An 18131-nucleotide genomic window follows, 5' to 3' on the forward strand; every position below is an offset into this window, starting at 1 on the left:
TTTTTTACGGATTACTTCTCGCTTGCTTCAAAGCTAGGATTAACTGTTCCCCAAACTCTCAGGCTTTTTTAGCCACTGCTCGGGTACTATTGATGAATAGCCATTACAGTGCCGGTTTTATAAATGGATGCGGTAGTATGTTCGATGAGCGATAAAAGTAAGCCTGCTCACCTATTGTCCAAAATGTTGGTTACTTATTACATATAGTGTAGTTCGACATATCTTACTATCAATATTAACGGTCAATCTAAAATACTGAGCTTGGGTGGGGTGCAACAGCTTCGCTTGGATTAAAGGGGGGAGGTTGATTTGTAAGCTATTACAACGATAAACACATTGGAGCTTATTGTTTTGTAGAGCTAAATATCATAGCTTACCTAACCTGCAGAATGCAGGCTAGGCAAATTTGCACATTAACTTCCTTACGCCTTAGCAGTAAAAATAGCGCGAAGTGGAGCCGGATAGCCTTCTATCGTTTTGCTTGGGTCATCAGGGTCTAAAAAGTCAGCAAGCGACTCTGTTTCCATCCATGGGGTCTGGCGCTGCTCGTCCAATGACGTCACATCCCGGTTAACAACTTTAATGTCTTTGAAGCCAACTCGCTCCAGCCATAAGGTTAGTGCATCACAACTTGGAATAAACCATACGTTACGCATTTTTGCGTAACGATCGGTGGGCACCAATACCGTGTTAACATCCCCTTCAACGACGAGAGTTTCTAGTACCAACTCGCCGCCTTTGCGTAGTTGAGCCTTAAGCTGAGCTAAAAAATCAATCGGGGAACGACGGTGATACAAGACACCCATCGAAAAAACGGTATCAAAGGCTTTAAGCTCTGGCAATTGCTCTACACCAAGCGGTAATAGGTGAACATTAGGGTCTGGATTATAGTGCTTGATAGTTTGAAATTGACATAGAAATAGGTCAGATGGATCTATACCGACAACCAGTTCTGCACCTTCACCACGCATACGCCAAAGGTGGTAGCCTGAGCCACACCCAATATCTAGCACATTGCGGCCTTTTAAATCGCTAATGTGTGGTAACAATCTATCCCACTTCCAATCACTGCGCCATTCTGTGTCAATATGTATACCATGCAGGTGAAATGGCCCTTTTCTCCAAGGCATCATACGCTTAAGAAGGTGTGTCAGTTGCTTTTGGTGACCTTCGCTGATTTCTTCTACCGTGCCAATTTCAACTTTTGTAGTGATGTTGACATGCGAAGTAGAAATGTCAGGTAAGTTTTTAAGTACTTTTTCCCATTTTGGCCAGTCTCCATGCTGTGCTTCTTTTTGCCAATGACTTAGCTGCGCAGGAAGTGTTTCGAGCCAATGGCTCAGTGGTGTCTTTGCTATGGTAGCGTAAAAGTCAGTAAACCAATGATTCATAATTGCCTCTATTTTATAGCTACCAGTGAGCAGAAGTTAAAACATTGATACCAGACTTGAGTTTGACTAAAGCCAATATCTTCTAATCTTGTCAAATGTGTGCTCAAAGAGTCTGTGCGCATCACGTTTTCAATCGCTGTACGCTTTTGGCTGATTTCCAATTCGGAATAGCCATTGTGACGTTTAAAGTCATGATGGAGATCGATCAATAAATTGTCTTTAATGTCATTTTCCCCACGAATTTTTTCGCTCAATAGTAATACACCACCGGGTTTTAGGCCCTGATATATCTTCTCAAGCACCACATTGCGGTTTTCTGGTGGAATAAACTGTAGCGTGAAATTCATCGCAACCACCGAGGCGTTATTAATTTCTATTTCATTAATGTCGCCTAAAATGACAGAGACGGGCACATCAGATTTAAAGCCTTTTAAGTGAAGTTTACAGCGTTCAGTCATTGGCGCAGAATTATCTACAGCGATAATGTGACAATTTTCTTTGTCGATGTTTCTGCGCATACTTAATGTTACTGCACCTAAAGAGCATCCTAAGTCATATAAATTGGAGTTGCTTTGTGTATATGCACCAGCAAGTTTACCCATTGTACTGACTATCGTTGCATATCCAGGCACGGATCGCTGGATCATGTCTGGAAATACTTCGACAACATTTTCGTCAAAAGTAAAGTCTTTTACTGCTTGCTCAGTGGCATAAATACTGTCTTTGCCCGTCACATCAAATCTCTCTTTGAAAATAATCTCGCTATTTTAGCATTTTATGCTGGATAGTCAGTGATAAATTCAGTAGCTTGGCTACTATTAATGATAAGAAGTAAATATGAGATAAAAAATGGCGAAAAACAAAGTGATTAGCACAGAAGATATTCTTTCAACTCTATGCCACTCGGTAACAGAAGTGCTGTCGTCGGCAAGCGGCAATCAAATAAGCTATTCTGCAATGGTACAAAAGATTACCCGTACTTGTATGAGACCAGATATTGGCTGCTTTGTACTGTTTGATGGTGGATTTACCGGTTTAGTTGTGACCAATTTTACGGCGCAAGCTGCGATGGAAGTTTATACTGACTATATGCGTAACATGGGTATGCCTGAAGACGAAATTGCACATAGCCATTTGTCAGATGATGTTGCAAATGTTTTAGGTGAGCTGATGAATCAAATTGTTGGTGATTTTACTAACAAGGTTCGCGAGCAGCTACATACATCTATCACACAAAACCAGCCCAAGATGATGGCGATTAATAAACAAGTACAAATCTCAGTTGATACGACCATGGATCGACCGCAAGCGCGACGTGTTACTTTTACCACGCAAGGTCAAAATATTTTCTATCTTGAGTTAGCGATGGATAAGACTGAGTTTATTAAACTTCACGACTTTGACATTGCAGAGTCTGTAGACCCAGATGATATCATTGCAAGTCAAGCGGATAAAAAGACGTCAACAAAAGCTGCACAGGAGCAAGACACTGCTGATGATGATTTTATGGATCAATTAGGTCTGTAAACGGGTAGCATTTTTTTATTGTTGCTGTGTAGACTCTGCGGCCAAGTTACCATAAAGATGCACATGTCATTACGTATGTAGCTGCGCCTATGGTGGCTGGGTTGCACGATTGCAAAGCATTATATAGCAGTCAAACAAGTTTGATGAGGTAATGGCTCTTGTCATTACTCACTCAAATGTCAGACTGAATAGTCATCTATGCTTTTTTTGGGCTATGTTTTGGCTGAGGTGTTAAGCTCTCGATAAAAGTGCTTTTAATGCTGAGTTATATTGGCAGATGTACTGTTTGCTGTGCCTTAGGCTGAAGTAGTAAGTCTTTAGCCTTTTTCAGTTTTCTCCCTTGTTTGGCTTAATGCAGTAGAGGGCGCAGAAGTAATAATTGGATTGTTGAATTAGTGGACGGAGCCCTTATCGATATTTAAGTCTTTAGCTTCCTCAACACGCTTTATTGACGTTAACATCATGTATGCCTCATTAAACTCGAAGCGTGCAATAGCCGTTTTTAGCTTCTGTAACTCTACCTCCGATAAATAGCTACTGGCCGTTATGGTATCGACTAACTCAGTCGCTTGGGTATCGTAATCTCTCAGTGCTCTAGCCAATTGTATTAGCTCCTCTAGCTGACTATTCTCGCTCTTCGTCACGCTGTTAGTGGCCTCCGATTCTATTACTTTATCTTGCTTGCGACGTAACTGACATTGCCCCAGCGCATATTTTACGTACTTGATAAGCTCATCTATTTCTTGTGCTTTAGGTGGGTTAATATCAAGTGAGGATTCAATTTTTTTGAATTCAGTGACTAATTTTACAATAGATAAATTAGCACTTGCGCCTTTTAAGGCGTGAAGCATACTTTGTGCAAGTTCCAAATTTTCTATTGCCAATGCTTGTTTTAAATTGATGAGCTCTTCAACTTGCTGTGAAAGAAACTTTTCAAGAATATCAAAATAAACTTTTTGATTTCCGGCAGCGCGGGCAATACCTTCTGAAACATCAATACCGTTAAATTCAATAGTTTCCTCTGATACCAAAGTTGATGTCGTGGTCACGATGTCGTTTTGTAGATTGCTTGGCTCAAGTGGTGGTAGCGAGTGGTTGACTTGTGTGTATTGTAAAATACGCTCTACTAATTGCTTCACGTCAATGGGTTTGGTTACGTGATCATTCATTCCAGCATCAATACAAATTTGTATGTCCTCTTCCATTGCATTTGCCGTCATCGCCAGCACAGGTAAGGTGTCTTTATCATACTCTTTTCTGATCTTTTGCGTAGCAGTGATACCATCCATTATTGGCATTTGCATATCCATTAGCACAATATTAATGTGCTTGCTTTTAAGTCGCTCAATCGCTTCTTTGCCATTATCCGCAACTACGACATCTGCACCAAAATTTGACAGTATTTCAACTGCAATTTCTTGATTTACAGGTTGGTCTTCGGCGACTAAGATCACAATTCCCTGTAACGCATCATTAGGTATGGATTGCGCTTTTTCGACAACGTTTCCCCTTACTGTGGTTGAACCAAAAAGTGCTGTTTGTATGATATCGATAAGGTTTGATGGATTTATTGGCTTCAATAACACGCCATCAACTAAACTTGCCTGGGTGTCTGTCAGGTGCAACTCTCGTCCGTAAGCCGTGACCAAAATTATTTTACTTTTTAACTCAACAAGTTGAGAGTGAATTTTGCTAATTAATTCTATACCATCTAATTTTGGCATGTGCCAGTCAACAAAAATAAGGTCCGGCTGCTCCTTGGTTAGTATAAAGTGGTTCAGCGCTTTATTGGGATCTTGGTAAGCACTGATCTGCATTCCAAAGTTTTTCAGCATGCCGCCTAACACATCTAGTGCATGTTGGTTGTCATCGATGATGATGGCTGTTGATTTTGATAAGTAGTTAGAGAGGGGTTTTGTTTTATTAATCTCATCGCTAATCTCCATTTCTAGGGTAAAATAGAACTCGGAGCCAATACCTTCTTCACTTTCTACGTAGATCTCTCCTCCCATGAGTTTGACTAGTTGTTGTGAAATAGTTAGGCCTAAACCAGTACCACCATATTTCCTCGTAATTGAATTATCGGCTTGAGAAAATGATTGGAATAAGTTTCTCTGTTGGCGTTTGTTCATCCCAATACCAGAGTCTTTAACACTGAACTTTATTTTGGCAAGCGTAGTGGTGCAACTCACCAAAGTTACTCGGATCACCACTTCACCTTTGTCGGTAAACTTGACAGCATTCCCTGCGAGGTTGATAAGGACTTGGCTTAATCTAAATTGGTCGCCAATTACACAATAAGGCACTTGAGAGTCGACATCAAAAACTAACTCTAGTTGTTTCTCTTGTGCTTTTACGCCGATAATAGTGGCAACACTATCGAGTAATTTTTCAGTTGAAAAAGCTTGGTATTCTAGTTCTACTTTACCTGCTTCTATTTTTGAGAAATCTAGAATGTCGTTAATAAGCCGCAGTAGCTGTTTAGCAGCAACATCTATTTTAGAGATATAATCATGCTGTTTTGCGCTTAATTCGCCCGATAATGCCAAATGGGACATCCCTATAATTGCATTCATCGGTGTTCTTATTTCATGGCTCATATTTGCCAAGAACTCGCTTTTTGCTTTTGCTGAATGTTGTGCAGAGTCTTTTGCTTCAATGAGCTCACGCTGTAATTGATTACGCTCTGAAACATCTAAGTACATACCCACGATACCTATTACATCGCCATCCTCATTGAAAAATGGCGCTTCGTATACGATTAATTCGCGCGCGTTTTCTTGACCATCTAGTAATAACACTTCATAGGTTTGCTCGTGTGATGAATGAATGATTTCAGCGGCTTTCGATTCAAATAAACTAGCTACCCCTAAATCAAACACTTCGTCTATCCTGGCACCAATAACATCAACTTCAAATTGGTCAAGGAGAGTTAAAAATGCTTTGTTAATACCCATAAATACACCTTCAGTAGAACGGTAGTATGTGGGGTTTGGGATGGCATTTATGATGTGATGAGTGAGTTCTAACTGCTCGCCCAAGGCGGACTCTGTTTTTTGTTGTTTCTCCATATTTTCGTTAATGACCAAAGCCAAACTTAAGTCTTTACAGAGATACTCCAAAGCATCAAATTGACTCTCACTTAACGTCTCTGCACTACCGATAAAAATCACATAAACAACTTGGTTATTTATTGTCAACGGCAAGGTATAGCGCCCTTGTATTTTTATCTCAAGATGCTTTGCTTTAAGCCACAACGGCTCGATAAGTATTTGAGATGTGTTTTGATAGGCACACTGAGTTAAACTTGATTCAATTACAGAATAATCCAGCGTAACTCCATGTGCGCGGCACAAAGAAAAGGTTTGAGCATCTTGGTGTATATATAAAGCAGTACAAGGTGAATTAAACTCGTTGGCAATAAATGAGAGCGCGTGCTCAACAATTGCGCTTGAGCCTGTGATTGATTTTAGTTCTCTATTATACCTTTCGATTATTGCAGCTGAACGTAACTTTTGATTTTGTGTAGCGGTAGTCTGATGAATCGAACGGATCAGTTCTTGGATTTCAACATCCCCCTTGGAGAAGGCCAAATCAAGTGTATCAGCCCGTTCGGATTGGTTTTGTAAGCTTCTGATTATGCTGTATAACGGTGAAAAATGCTTGGCTCTCATATACCAAATAAAAGCCGCTAAACAGACGGCAACAAAAAAGATAGTTAACGAGACGGCAATCAGTAATTGAAGTTGTTGATTATGTACTTTTTCAATCTCAGTGTTTGCCAATATCGGCAGCTTGTCTATGGCGAGTCTATATGTCTCAGGGAAGCTAAGTTGTGCCTGAGGATCAGAAGCGAAGTGAGAAGCTAAACTTTTTTGTGCTTCGTATAGCTGATCCAGCATAAAAGGCGTAGGGGGTCTTTTTGGAAATTTCAGATTATCTAGCCATTTTGTATCCCGTTCTTTTACGTACATCTCTAGCGATAAATGGTTTTGATAGGAAGTCCTCAAATCGTCTGCAATCATGCGCTGTGATGTAGTGGCGTGAAAGAGCAAAGCTGCGCCGCCAAGTACGCCTAACAAAGCGAATAGGGCGATCCAACTTAGTAACGCTTTTGAAGACATAAGCTATTATTTATGCGTGAATTTATATTTAACCATAGTCGCGATATATGATTTCTCAAGCTATGCTGTTAAAAGTGTCCTGTTCAGGGAGTAGGTAACGTGAATGGCTGATATTTTAATTGTTGATGATATGCCGGAAAACCTCCAAGTATTACAACTTATTCTCCGTAAAGAGGGGTTTAAAGTGCTAGCGGCAAGGGGCGGAGATATTGCCCTCAGCATCGTTAAGAAACATCATCCAGCCTTAATAGTCACCGACATTAAAATGCCAAATATGTCTGGCATCGAGCTCTGTAAAACGTTGAAATCGAACGCAGTGACAGCCGGCATTCCAGTTGTCTTTGTTAGCGCTTACGAAGACAGTGAGAGTTTAGTTCAAGCACTTTCCGTAGGTGGCGTGGATTACATCACCAAGCCGTACAAGCCAAGTGAGATCATAGCGCGAGTTAACACCCAATTTAAATTGATTGAGGCGCAAAAATTAGCGGTTAAACAACAGTTATCGAACACTATTAATCAGATGATGATAGGTATTGCACATGAACTCAACACACCACTTGGCACAAGTATTACCTCGTCTAGCTATTTAAAAGAGATAGCACAAAACTTACAACAAGCATTGACATCACAAACGCTGACACAAGCACATTTAGTTGATGGTTTTGAGCAAATGAAAGAAAGTTGCGAGTTGTGTATACGCAATTTAGAGAAAGTAGCAAAATTTGTCAGCCTACTAAAATCAATATCGCAATCAGAAAGGGACTGTGTTCGTGCGCCTACAAAGCTGTTTGATATTGAGAACCGCTTACGCAACAGTTTTTCGAAACAGAATGTTAAAATCGAATTTATTACAGAAATCGTAGCTAATTTATATCTTGATGGTCAGGCGTTACTTGAAGTGTTTGAGAATCTAATTGAAAACTCGATAGCACACGCGTGGTGTTCACCTGAACATAGCGTCACAATTAGCTGTCAACACCTTGGTGAGCTGCTTCATATTTCTTATATTGACTATGGCGTGGGCCTAAAAGGTATTTCAACAACTGAACTCCTTAAACCTTTTATTACGACAAAACGAGGTAACGCTGGACATGTTGGATTGAGCGCCAATTTAACTGCTAACTTGATTTCAGGGGCGTTACAAGGCGAATTTGACGTAGATAATACTCCACTAGGATTGGAGTGGCGGATCCGTATTCCGGTTAGTGCACCTGATTGTGATTGATCTGTGTCAAAGTAGTGAGCTCTATTAGGAAAAGCGGACATAAGTCCTTATGTCATCGCCGCTAATTCAATAAGCTCGCTCGCTGTTAAAACGTAATCTGGAAAAGTCACCTGCTATGTATTGAATTAGCGTCACTGACTTATCTAAGAATTATCGACAACACGATCGTATAAGGGCTTTTTTAGCCTTTGCTGTTGCTGTTTTGAGAGGTAAGATTTGATTTACCCCTCAAGCATAAACCCCTAGGTTAACAGACCCGATAACATACGCCTTACCTTCTACTAGGTACGCAGTGTTGAGATGACACGGGAAGTGCGTTATTTACCGAAACAATGTGTTTAGGTAAATAACCATGAATTACTAATAATTTTGGTGGAACCATTATGCAACAGTTACCTACCGTAGACTATCAATCGCCAAATGCTGCGAAAGAATTTGTAGAGTCATTAAGAAATACCGGTTTTGGTGTATTAAAGAATCATCCAATCCCTCAAGAGTTGGTTGAGTCAATCTACAAAAATTGGCAAGAATTTTTTAATTCAGAAGAAAAGCATCAATTTCTTTTTAATAAAGAAACACAAGACGGTTACTTTCCACCAGAGGTGTCAGAAGTAGCAAAAGGCTTTACCGTGAAAGATATTAAAGAATACTTTCATGTATATCCAAAAGGTCAAGTACCAGCTCAATTAGAAGCTGAGATCCGTGAATATTATCGTTTGGCGAATGAGTTTGCCCAAACGTTATTAAGCTGGGTTCAATCAGAGGCACCAGAAGAAGTAAGAGCAAAGTTTTCGATTGATCTAAAAGACATGATCAGTCAATCAGAGCAAACGTTATTGCGTATTCTTCATTATCCGCCAATGACAGGTGACGAAGAGCCCGGTGCTATTCGTGCAGCCGCTCATGGAGACATTAATCTATTAACCGTGCTTCCTGCAGCAAATGAGCCAGGTCTACAGGTACAAAGACAAGATGGCAGTTGGTTAGATGTGCCATGTGATTTTGGTTCATTGATCATTAATATTGGTGATATGCTACAAGAAGCATCTGGTGGGTATTTCCCTTCTACTATTCACCGAGTGATCAATCCAACAGGCAAAGCATCGACTAAGTCACGTATTTCACTGCCACTGTTCTTGCACCCAAGACCAGATGTAGTGTTATCAGAACGATACACGGCTGATAGTTACTTACAAGAACGTTTGAAAGAGCTAGGTGTTAAATAACCTCTGTTTTGAGCGTAACACTACTCAGTGGTGCTAGCTTTGCCTAGTGCCACTTTGGTTTTTCACTCGAAAGGCTGAAGTCATTTCTTTCTCTAATTTCTCATCCTCGGTTATATTATTTCTGTAATTTTTGCTGTTTTTCCCTGACAATTTGCTCAAACTATGCAATATTCATTTTTTCAAAATGAATAAATTTCTTGAAAAAAATAATGACAACGCTGTCATTTGTTGTGTAACATCAATTCAACATGAATAAAAAACCGCGTCTAACGAAAATAATAACGTGGTGTAATCCAGAATAGAGTAGGGGTCTTTACATGATGGCTAAACAGGTTAACCAAGACCAACTATACATCGGTGTCGATGGTGGTGGAACAAAGTGCCGTGCAACTATTTATTCTCTTCAACATGGCATTTTGGGTACCGGTCTGGGAGGCCCTGCTAATCCCTTACATGGATTAGAGCGCACACTTGAATCTATTATGGTATCGACTCAAATGGCATTACAAGATGCGGGACTTCGTGTTGAGCAGGTTCATGAACTTAATGCCGGCCTTGGTCTCGCAGGTGTTAACTTGCCGCTGCTGTATGACAAGATTATGCAGTGGGAACATCCATTTAAACAGATGTTTCTTACCACTGATTTACATACTGCATGTATTGGGGCACATGAAGGTAGTGATGGTGCGGTCATTATTACGGGGACCGGTTCTTGTGGTTTTGCTTTGGTCAATGGCAAAACGGTCAACTATGGTGGACATGGTTTTGCTCAAGGCGATATGGGCAGTGGCGCATGGATGGGGCTAGAAGCAGTTAAAGCTGCCTTACTTGATCTTGATGGATTAGGTGAGAAAACAACGTTGAGCCAAGTATTATTAGATCATTTCAGTGCTAAAGATGCGATGGGAATTGCAGAGCAAATGGCAGGGCAACCTTCAAGTGGCTATGCAAAACTTGCCCGATATGTATTAGATCAGGCTAAGCAAAACGATGACATCGCACTTTCAATAGTGAAGTCTGGTGCAGGGTATATCAGCCGCTTGGCGAAGCGTCTGCTTGAACTGAATCCACCCAGATTGTCTATGATCGGTGGGTTATCTGAACCATTACAAGCTTGGCTTGACCCAGAAATCGCAAAGCAAGTCCAACTACCTAAGCAGCCGCCTGAAATGGGGGCTATTTACTTTGCTATTCAAAGTGCAGGTCAAGAATTACAAAAGGCGAACTAATGACGACTCAATGTTACTTTGCTCCAGAGCTTTTTGATGGCGAAAGTTTTAGGAAAGATGTTTACTTCAGTGTAAATAAAGGTCGAATTGAACATGTTAATGAATCGCAGATGATCGATGCTTTGACATTATCAGGACTAGTTGTACCTGGTTTTATTGATGTTCAAGTTAACGGTGGTGGTGGCGCATTTTTTAATGCAGAGCAATCCACAGAGTGTCTAGAAAAAATAGTCAGTGCACATGGGAAATTTGGCTCTACAGGGCTGATGCCTACACTTATCACAGATAGAATTGAAGTGATGCAGCAAGCCGCCGACGCCACTGCACAGGCTATTGCAGCGGGTCAATCAGGTGTGCTTGGGATCCACTTTGAAGGTCCTCATTTGTCTCATCCTAAGAAAGGCACTCACAGCGAACAGTTTATTCGGCCAATCTCAGAGGAAGAATTTACTGTATACGGCCGTCAAGATTTAGGGATCAAGATGGTTACTTTGGCACCTGAAACTGTTCCTCTTAGCGACATTGAACGTTTGATTGCACTTGGCGTAAAAGTGTGTATTGGGCATTCAAATGCAGATTACGAAACAGCAAATGCAGCACTTAACGTTGGTGTAGATGGGTTTACTCACCTTTTTAATGCAATGTCCGCATTTACCTCACGCGAACCTGGTGTGGTTGGAGCGGCGCTATGGGATGACAATAGCTGGTGTGGTTTGATTGTTGATGGTCATCATGTGCACCCATTGTCCGCACAGCTTGCCATTCGTACTAAGCAGCGCGGTAAAGTAATGCTTGTGACAGATGCTATGCCACCTGTTGGTACAGATGACACCGAGTTTGACTTTTTTGATGGTAGGAAAGTGATCCGTACAGGCGATCGTTTAAACTCAACAACAGGAGAGCTTGCAGGCAGCGTATTAGATATGGCAAGTGCGGTACGTAATACTGTCAATACGCTTAACGTGAGCCTAGCTGAGAGTTTACGTATGGCTTCCCTATATCCTGCACAGTATCTTGGTTTATCACAAAAAGGGCATCTAAGATCGGGTGCTGATGCCGACTTTGTGGTACTCGATAGACGTAACTTGCTTGTTGAGCAGACCTATATCGCAGGGCAGGTGATATAACTGTTTTGTAAATGATTCATGGGCGAAATGACCTTGTAGATTTCCCTGATAAAACCCCGCAGCTGTATCGCGGGGCTTTGTTTTTTATGTTTAGCCGATATTCGATATGGATGGTTCAATAACTAGAGCTGGTAAACCAATTAGTCTTAATACTTACTAAGTTTGCAGACGTAAATCGGTCGCTAACTTCGTTAAAGCTTCTTATCTAGAACAACTAAATAGCAAGATTTTTGCTTAGTTATAGACAAGTTCTTTTCGTCTCAAAATAGTAAGCTTAACTAAGATAACGATTGGTATCGCTTCGATTTACTTTATGGTGGGATAGCGATTACACGCATTGTGAATACACCTTACAGTCAGTCGGTTAGTTTGATTGAGCTACCCATCGTTATGTTTCAAACGGATAAATAACTATGGCAACTAATAATAAACCAAAGCGACTTGCGTCTTTAGACGCCTTGCGTGGCATGGATATGTTCTGGATCTTAGGTGGCCAGTCAATTTTTGCTGCACTATTTGTATTGACCGGATGGCAAGGGTGGAAAGCTTTCGAAGCACATACGATCCACAGCCCCTGGCATGGTTTTACTTTTTATGATCTTATCTTTCCACTATTTATCTTTTTATCAGGTGTAGCGATGGGCTTATCGCCCAAGCGTATTGATCATCTACCTTTTAAAGAGCGTCAACCGTTTTATATCAAAGCACTGAAGCGCCTCTTATTACTGTGTGGTTTTGGCGTGCTATATAATCATGGTTGGGGTACGGGGATCCCAATGGATCCAGAAAGCGTTCGTTACGCGAGTGTTTTAGGTCGGATCGCGTTTGCTTGGTTCTTTTGTGCTTTACTGGTTTGGCACACTAGCTTGCGAACATTGGCCTATGTAGGTATTGGTATATTGTTATTCTATTGGATTTTGCTTTGCTTCATTCCTGTCCCCGGTGGACAAGCCGGCGACTTAAGTGCAAACGGTGTGGGTAGTTGGAATGCGTTTATCGACACGTATTTACTTCCAGGGATCAGTTATCAAAATCGTCCGGTTGACCCAGAAGGTGTGCTATCTAGTTTACCTGCCATCGTTAATGCTATCGCAGGGGTATTTGCAGGTCGTGCAATTGCTAATGCACACACTCAAGGTGAGTGGAAAACGGTAGCTATTCTAGCAGGCTCTGGGATCGTTGCGTTAGCACTAGGTTGGATTTGGGATATGCAGTTTCCTGTTAATAAAGAGTTGTGGACGAGTTCATTTGTGCTCGTAACCGTGGGCTGGAGCGCGATCCTGTTAGCAGTATTTTATGCGGTTGTAGATATATTGAATTTTCAGCGCTGGGCGTATCCCTTTGTTATTATTGGAGCCAACTCGATTATTATTTATTTGGCGTCGAGTTTAGTAGACTGGAGCTTTATTAGTAAGAGTGTGTTTGGTGGGGTTATTACTGCTGTACCAGCTGCATGGCAGCCGCTAATGGCTGTTTGTACGTTATTGGCAGTGCAACTTCTGGTGCTTCACTGGATGTATAAACGCCGTATTTTTGTAAGTGTGTAGCGGCCCTCGGTGATTATCCGCAGCTAAGATTATTTAGTAAAAGTGCCCACGATTGTGGGCTTTTTTATACCTGCTGAATGTATAGCGTAAAAAATATCCATGTTTTTTTTCACTTTTGCTTTACAAGAGAATTATTTCTGATAATAATGACAGCGTTGTCATAATGGTAATAACCTAATGCTGTGTATCCCAATTAGGTTCGATCTGGCCTTGTCTTGATTGCACGCGAGACAGGGTTCAGATCCCATTTTATTCTAATCATCTCAACATTTGGTTAATCGTATGCAAGTAGTCATTTTAAAAGACGCTGCCGAAGTGGCAGCATATGGTGCAGACATTTTTACAACGCAACTAAAGCGTAAAGCTAACTCTGTGTTGGGATTAGCAACTGGTTCAACACCAGTAGCTTTGTATCAAGAATTAATTAAGCGTAATCAAGCAAATGAAATTAGTTTTGCTGAAGTTACCAGTTTTAACCTAGATGAATATTTAGGTTTAGATGGCTCACATCCACAAAGTTATCGATATTTTATGCAGCAGCAGCTGTTTGACCATATCAATATTGATAAAAGTAATACGCACGTTCCCCCAGGTGACGCAAAAAATCCAATTACGGCGTGCGGCGAGTATGAAGCGCATATTAAGTCAGCTGGTGGAATTGATGTACAGCTTTTAGGCATTGGCAGAAATGGCCACATTGGCTTTAATGAGCCATCGTCAGGATTAACTTCACGTACTCGCGTAAAGACCCTAACGAAAGCAACAATTGATGATAATGCACGATTTTTTAAAGCTGATGAGTACCAGCCACATTTATCCATCACAATGGGTATTGGCACTATTTTAGATGCTAAAAAGGTAGTGTTGCTAGCAACCGGTGAAAACAAAGCTGATGCGGTTGTTGCGATGGTAGAGGGGCCGTTAACTGCCGCATGTCCGGCCTCAGCGCTACAAATGCACCGAGATGCAGTGATCGTTATTGATGAAGCTGCGGCATCTAAGCTAAAAGACATTGAGTTTTATAAGCATATTGAAAACGAGAATCAAAAGTTGCTGGATTATCTTGCCTCTCTGTAGTGTGAAATCACACTGTAGTTTTCGAAAGCCCATTTATGGGCTTTTTTTTTGCCAGCATCTTTGCGCTGTGTTAGTTTTAATCTCTCTAAGAGATGGCTAATTTGGTCCGAGAAATGAGGGAATAGGGGCTTGTTGTATTACACTCAAATGACGTTAGACAGAGCATCTAACGAACGAAAAGATAAAAATTGGTTATTGTCCCAAATGGGCGATAACAGTCGCTGGCTATTAATTCAAGACGACGCAAATTTAGTGCACACTCAAGCTAACGCATTACATTATCTTTCTCGAGCAGATGTTTGTGACTTAGCACTTCAAGATGCGATATTTTTAGGTCGTGATGAATCGCACAGTTACTTTGCTCTTGATGTTTCTAAGCAACGAGACAAACTTTCTTTTATTGATGCTGAGTCTGAGTTTATCGACATGCGTCAGGTAGGTCGCAATTTGCCAAAACAGCAAGGCTCGATAGGAGTGCTCGCTCGGGGCTTATGTTACTGGCATAAAACCCACTGTTTTTGTGGGCGCTGTGGACAACCTAATAAAATGGTTGAAGCAGGTCATGCAAGGCGCTGTGTGAATCCAGAATGTCGACATATGACGTTTCCCCGTACAGATCCTGCCGTTATCATGCTTGTAACGCATGTATTCCCCGATGGTATTGAACGCTGCTTATTGGGTCGTCAGGCCATTTGGCCTGAGGGCGTATTTTCAACACTGGCGGGGTTTGTGGATCCGGGGGAGACTTTAGAGCAAGCAGTAATAAGGGAAGTGATGGAAGAAGCGGGAGTTGAAGCATACGATGCCACTTATATTGCCTCGCAGCCATGGCCATTTCCGTCTTCACTTATGCTCGGATTTATCGCAAAAGCGAAAACCACAGAAATCTTCGTGGAGCAAGATGAGCTTGAGCAGGCTAGATGGTTTTCACGGGCGGAGCTTAATACATTTTCAGAGTGGGGCGATACCAAGCCCGGCTATAAACTGACCAGAGAAGACTCTATCTCCAGATATTTAGTTGAATACTGGCGTGCACAACCAGAAGAGTAATTATGAAAAAGCATACAAAAATTGTTGCTGCTGGAAGAAAAGCAGAATATACAGCAGGGGTGGTAAATCCAGTCGTTCAGCGCGCTTCGACTGTAGTGTTTGAAAGCGTTGCTGAAATGCAAGAAGCAATAAAAGGTCGTGGCCATCGTACACTGTTTTATGGTCGGCGAGGCACCAACACCCATTTTGCTTTGCAAGATGCCATTGCAGAGCTTGAAAATGGCGCGGGTTGTGCCTTGTACCCGTGTGGGGCAGCAGCAATTGCACAATCGCTCTTGTCGTTCTTGAAAGCCGGAGACCATCTACTGATGGTGGATACCGCTTATGAACCCACCAGAGATCTCTGTGACAAGTTACTGAAGGGTTACGGAATAGAGACCACCTACTATGATCCAATGATTGGCGCTGGTATTGACGCGTTAATTCAAGACAATACCAAAGTGTTGTTCTTAGAGTCTCCAGGTTCAATCACGATGGAAGTACAAGATGTGCCAGCGATGGTTGAAGTTGCAAAGCGCCGTGGCGTTATCACTATGCTTGATAATACGTGGGGTAATGGCTGGCAGTTTAGGCCACTTGACCACGGTGTTGATATTAGTATTCAAGCAGCAACAAAATATATTGTTGGACATTCGGATGTAATGATGGGCGTAGCCGTTGCAAACGAGCGTTATTGGCCCGAATTGAGAGAACACTCTTATTTATTGGGGCAATGTACCTCCGCAGATGATGCTTATTTAGCGCTGCGTGGATTACGCACTATGCCCGCGAGATTAAAACAACATGAACAGTCGGCAATGACTGTGGCCAAATGGCTTGACGCACATCCACTTGTCGACCACGTTAGACACCCAGCTTTTGAAACTTGCCCCGGTCATGAGTTTTTCAAGCGCGACTTTGATGGCAGTAATGGTTTATTTTCAATTGTAATGAAAGAAGGTAGCCAAAAAGCGATTAACCGTTTCTTGGATGCCTTATCCCATTTTAAAATGGGCTTTTCATGGGGGGGATACGAGAGTTTGGTTACAGCCAATAAAACCATGGAGTATTTGCGATCAGCCACAGGTTGGACACTTGGTCCCGTTATCCGCCTTCACATAGGTCTTGAAGACGTAGAAGACTTGATAGAAGATTTAGAACACGCACTTAAGGTCTACGAACAAAATCTTGGTAAACCTTAAAACCTCGGCTCAACTTATCAGTATTGGGTACTTCATTTTAAAAGAGGTACCTTGGATTTATTGAGCCACAATAACTCTTGGATCAAGACTGAAAACTGTGGAGAGCAATACCAGTTTGGTGCAGTTTAAGCGTAAAGCACAGGGAACTTTCAGAGGGTGGATATGTCTAAGAGCTACGTCATAAAAGTATTGCAAACTGAATTCAAGGAAAGGTGATGAAATTAAACAGACTGATTATGTTACCGATAATCTCACTCAGCGCTTGTGTAGTAATGCCTGTTCAAGATACTGGTCACACCAACAAGTGCGAGATTTCATCGGATAGAAAAACCCTAAAGATAGTAGATGTTGCAGATGAAACTAATACGTATTATTCCGTGAGTGGAATTATTTTAACGCCAATACTCGTTCCTACTACCGCAATTCTTTCGGGGACTTATATGCTGATAAATAATACCTATCGTCTTGGGGAAGAGACGATAAAATGCGAAAGCAAATCTTAAAAGTAACTACAGACTTGTATAATTGTTGCGTTGTGTTTTGGTTTAAGCACTGCGCAATTCTCCAACTATTTAAACCTGACACCCACCACTAATTTGCACCCTCTAAATATACCGCCTAAGCTTTAATTCTGCACTCAATGGATTGAGGAAACAAAACTATGGCAACTGCCCGTAAAAGACAAATCAGTTTAACCGACACCAAATATTATCACTGTATCTCCCGTTGCGTCAGGCGCGCATTTCTCTGTGGCGAAGATAAATTTACCGGAAAATCATACGAGTACCGCCGGGACTGGGTTGAAGAAAAGCTATTGATGTTGGCTTCCATATTTTGCATTGATGTCTGTGCTTATGCCGTGATGAGTAATCATACTCACATTGTTTTATATGTTGATGACAACAAGGCGAAGCGTCTGTCCGATGAAGCGATTGTGATACGATGGCACAAGTTGTTTAAAGGTAATTGGGTCACCCGTAAGTTTACTGAAGGTGAGTCAATCGATGAGTCGGAGCAGTTGATACTAGATGAACTGGTTGATAAATACAGGGAAAGACTAGCCGATATTAGCTGGTTTATGCGAGTGCTTAACGAAAACATCGCCCGCCGAGCAAATAAAGAAGATAATTGTACAGGCCGTTTTTGGGAAGGACGGTTTAAATCCCAGGCATTACTGGACGAGGCTGCATTGGCCGCTTGCCTCGCTTACGTAGACTTAAACCCCATTAGATCCAACATCGCCGCAACGCCTGAAACCTCAGACTACACCAGCATCAAAAAACGCATCGACCACGCGAAGATGGGAAAGCAACCAAAAAACCTACTACGCTTTGTGGGCAGCCCACGAAAACATATGCCAAAAGGCCTGCCTTTTGAACTCAAATCCTATATTGAATTGGTTGAACTCACAGGCCGTTGTATTCGAG

14 protein-coding genes are annotated in these 18131 nt (G+C 41.6%); 11 read left to right on the plus strand and 3 right to left on the minus strand.

Annotated elements, in window-relative coordinates:
- Window positions 1-422: 422 nt before the first annotated feature.
- Together cmoB and cmoA are read right to left on the minus strand one after the other, a co-directional pair.
- A complete protein-coding gene (gene cmoB, locus D9603_RS15185) occupies window positions 423-1391 on the minus strand; it encodes a tRNA 5-methoxyuridine(34)/uridine 5-oxyacetic acid(34) synthase CmoB (protein ID WP_125253200.1) in 969 nt (322 codons plus the stop codon).
- An 8-nt stretch (window positions 1392-1399) separates the two neighbouring features.
- Entirely contained in the window at window positions 1400-2125 is a 726-nt protein-coding gene (cmoA, locus tag D9603_RS15190) for a carboxy-S-adenosyl-L-methionine synthase CmoA (protein ID WP_128731950.1), read from the minus strand.
- Window positions 2126-2240: 115 nt separating this feature from the next.
- Between cmoA and D9603_RS15195 the strand changes: the two genes are divergently transcribed.
- Entirely contained in the window at window positions 2241-2918 is a 678-nt protein-coding gene (locus D9603_RS15195; protein ID WP_125253198.1) for a DUF3334 family protein, read from the plus strand.
- 392 nt (window positions 2919-3310) lie between these two features.
- Here D9603_RS15195 and D9603_RS15200 read toward each other — a convergent pair whose 3' ends face one another.
- Window positions 3311-7042, minus strand: coding sequence for a response regulator (locus D9603_RS15200; protein WP_128731951.1), 3732 nt, complete (start codon window positions 7040-7042; stop codon window positions 3311-3313).
- A 103-nt stretch (window positions 7043-7145) separates the two neighbouring features.
- On the opposite strand from D9603_RS15200, the gene D9603_RS15205 reads away from it, so the two are divergent.
- From D9603_RS15205 to D9603_RS15250, 10 genes are all read left to right on the plus strand, one after another.
- Window positions 7146-8267 carry a hybrid sensor histidine kinase/response regulator gene (locus tag D9603_RS15205; protein WP_128731952.1) on the plus strand — a complete coding sequence of 374 codons (1122 nt, stop codon included), beginning with the start codon at window positions 7146-7148 and terminating at the stop codon, window positions 8265-8267.
- Between the two features lie 383 nt (window positions 8268-8650).
- Window positions 8651-9493 carry a 2OG-Fe(II) oxygenase family protein gene (locus D9603_RS15210; protein WP_128731953.1) on the plus strand — a complete coding sequence of 281 codons (843 nt, stop codon included), beginning with the start codon at window positions 8651-8653 and terminating at the stop codon, window positions 9491-9493.
- A 317-nt stretch (window positions 9494-9810) separates the two neighbouring features.
- Window positions 9811-10722 carry a BadF/BadG/BcrA/BcrD ATPase family protein gene (locus D9603_RS15215; RefSeq protein WP_125253194.1) on the plus strand — a complete coding sequence of 304 codons (912 nt, stop codon included), beginning with the start codon at window positions 9811-9813 and terminating at the stop codon, window positions 10720-10722.
- Window positions 10722-11849 (plus strand): N-acetylglucosamine-6-phosphate deacetylase, encoded by a 1128-nt coding sequence (gene nagA, locus D9603_RS15220; RefSeq protein ID WP_128731954.1) that lies wholly within the window; start codon window positions 10722-10724, stop codon window positions 11847-11849. Before D9603_RS15215 ends, nagA begins: the two co-directional genes overlap by 1 nt.
- 413 nt (window positions 11850-12262) lie before the next feature.
- Window positions 12263-13396 carry a DUF5009 domain-containing protein gene (locus D9603_RS15225; protein ID WP_128731955.1) on the plus strand — a complete coding sequence of 378 codons (1134 nt, stop codon included), beginning with the start codon at window positions 12263-12265 and terminating at the stop codon, window positions 13394-13396.
- A gap of 282 nt (window positions 13397-13678) precedes the next feature.
- Window positions 13679-14473, plus strand: coding sequence for a glucosamine-6-phosphate deaminase (nagB, locus tag D9603_RS15230; RefSeq protein WP_128731956.1), 795 nt, complete (start codon window positions 13679-13681; stop codon window positions 14471-14473).
- Window positions 14474-14620: 147 nt separating this feature from the next.
- Complete coding sequence (gene nudC, locus D9603_RS15235; protein ID WP_128731960.1) at window positions 14621-15523, plus strand: NAD(+) diphosphatase; 903 nt, start codon at window positions 14621-14623, stop codon at window positions 15521-15523.
- Between the two features lie 2 nt (window positions 15524-15525).
- Entirely contained in the window at window positions 15526-16704 is a 1179-nt protein-coding gene (locus D9603_RS15240; protein ID WP_128731957.1) for a cystathionine beta-lyase, read from the plus strand.
- A 215-nt stretch (window positions 16705-16919) separates the two neighbouring features.
- Window positions 16920-17207 carry a hypothetical protein gene (locus D9603_RS15245; RefSeq protein WP_128731958.1) on the plus strand — a complete coding sequence of 96 codons (288 nt, stop codon included), beginning with the start codon at window positions 16920-16922 and terminating at the stop codon, window positions 17205-17207.
- Window positions 17208-17365: 158 nt separating this feature from the next.
- Window positions 17366-18131, plus strand: a 766-nt coding sequence (locus tag D9603_RS15250) for a transposase (RefSeq protein WP_128731959.1), incomplete at its 3' end; no start/stop codon positions are given.

This window comes from Pseudoalteromonas sp. PS5, assembly GCF_004103255.1.
GTDB lineage: Bacteria > Pseudomonadota > Gammaproteobacteria > Enterobacterales > Alteromonadaceae > Pseudoalteromonas > Pseudoalteromonas peptidolytica.

Excerpts from the sequence above, each read along its gene's own strand:
- D9603_RS15210 (WP_128731953.1), top strand. The coding sequence starts at position 8,651 with ATGCAACAGTTACCTACCGTAGACTATCAATCGCCAAATGCTGCGAAA.
- D9603_RS15240 (WP_128731957.1), top strand. The coding sequence starts at position 15,526 with ATGAAAAAGCATACAAAAATTGTTGCTGCTGGAAGAAAAGCAGAATAT.
- D9603_RS15215 (WP_125253194.1), top strand. The coding sequence starts at position 9,811 with ATGATGGCTAAACAGGTTAACCAAGACCAACTATACATCGGTGTCGAT.
- D9603_RS15245 (WP_128731958.1), top strand. The coding sequence starts at position 16,920 with ATGAAATTAAACAGACTGATTATGTTACCGATAATCTCACTCAGCGCT.
- D9603_RS15225 (WP_128731955.1), top strand. The coding sequence starts at position 12,263 with ATGGCAACTAATAATAAACCAAAGCGACTTGCGTCTTTAGACGCCTTG.
- D9603_RS15205 (WP_128731952.1), top strand. The coding sequence starts at position 7,146 with ATGGCTGATATTTTAATTGTTGATGATATGCCGGAAAACCTCCAAGTA.
- cmoB (WP_125253200.1), bottom strand. The coding sequence starts at position 1,391 with ATGAATCATTGGTTTACTGACTTTTACGCTACCATAGCAAAGACACCA.
- nudC (WP_128731960.1), top strand. The coding sequence starts at position 14,621 with ATGACGTTAGACAGAGCATCTAACGAACGAAAAGATAAAAATTGGTTA.
- nagB (WP_128731956.1), top strand. The coding sequence starts at position 13,679 with ATGCAAGTAGTCATTTTAAAAGACGCTGCCGAAGTGGCAGCATATGGT.
- nagA (WP_128731954.1), top strand. The coding sequence starts at position 10,722 with ATGACGACTCAATGTTACTTTGCTCCAGAGCTTTTTGATGGCGAAAGT.
- D9603_RS15200 (WP_128731951.1), bottom strand. The coding sequence starts at position 7,042 with ATGTCTTCAAAAGCGTTACTAAGTTGGATCGCCCTATTCGCTTTGTTA.
- D9603_RS15195 (WP_125253198.1), top strand. The coding sequence starts at position 2,241 with ATGGCGAAAAACAAAGTGATTAGCACAGAAGATATTCTTTCAACTCTA.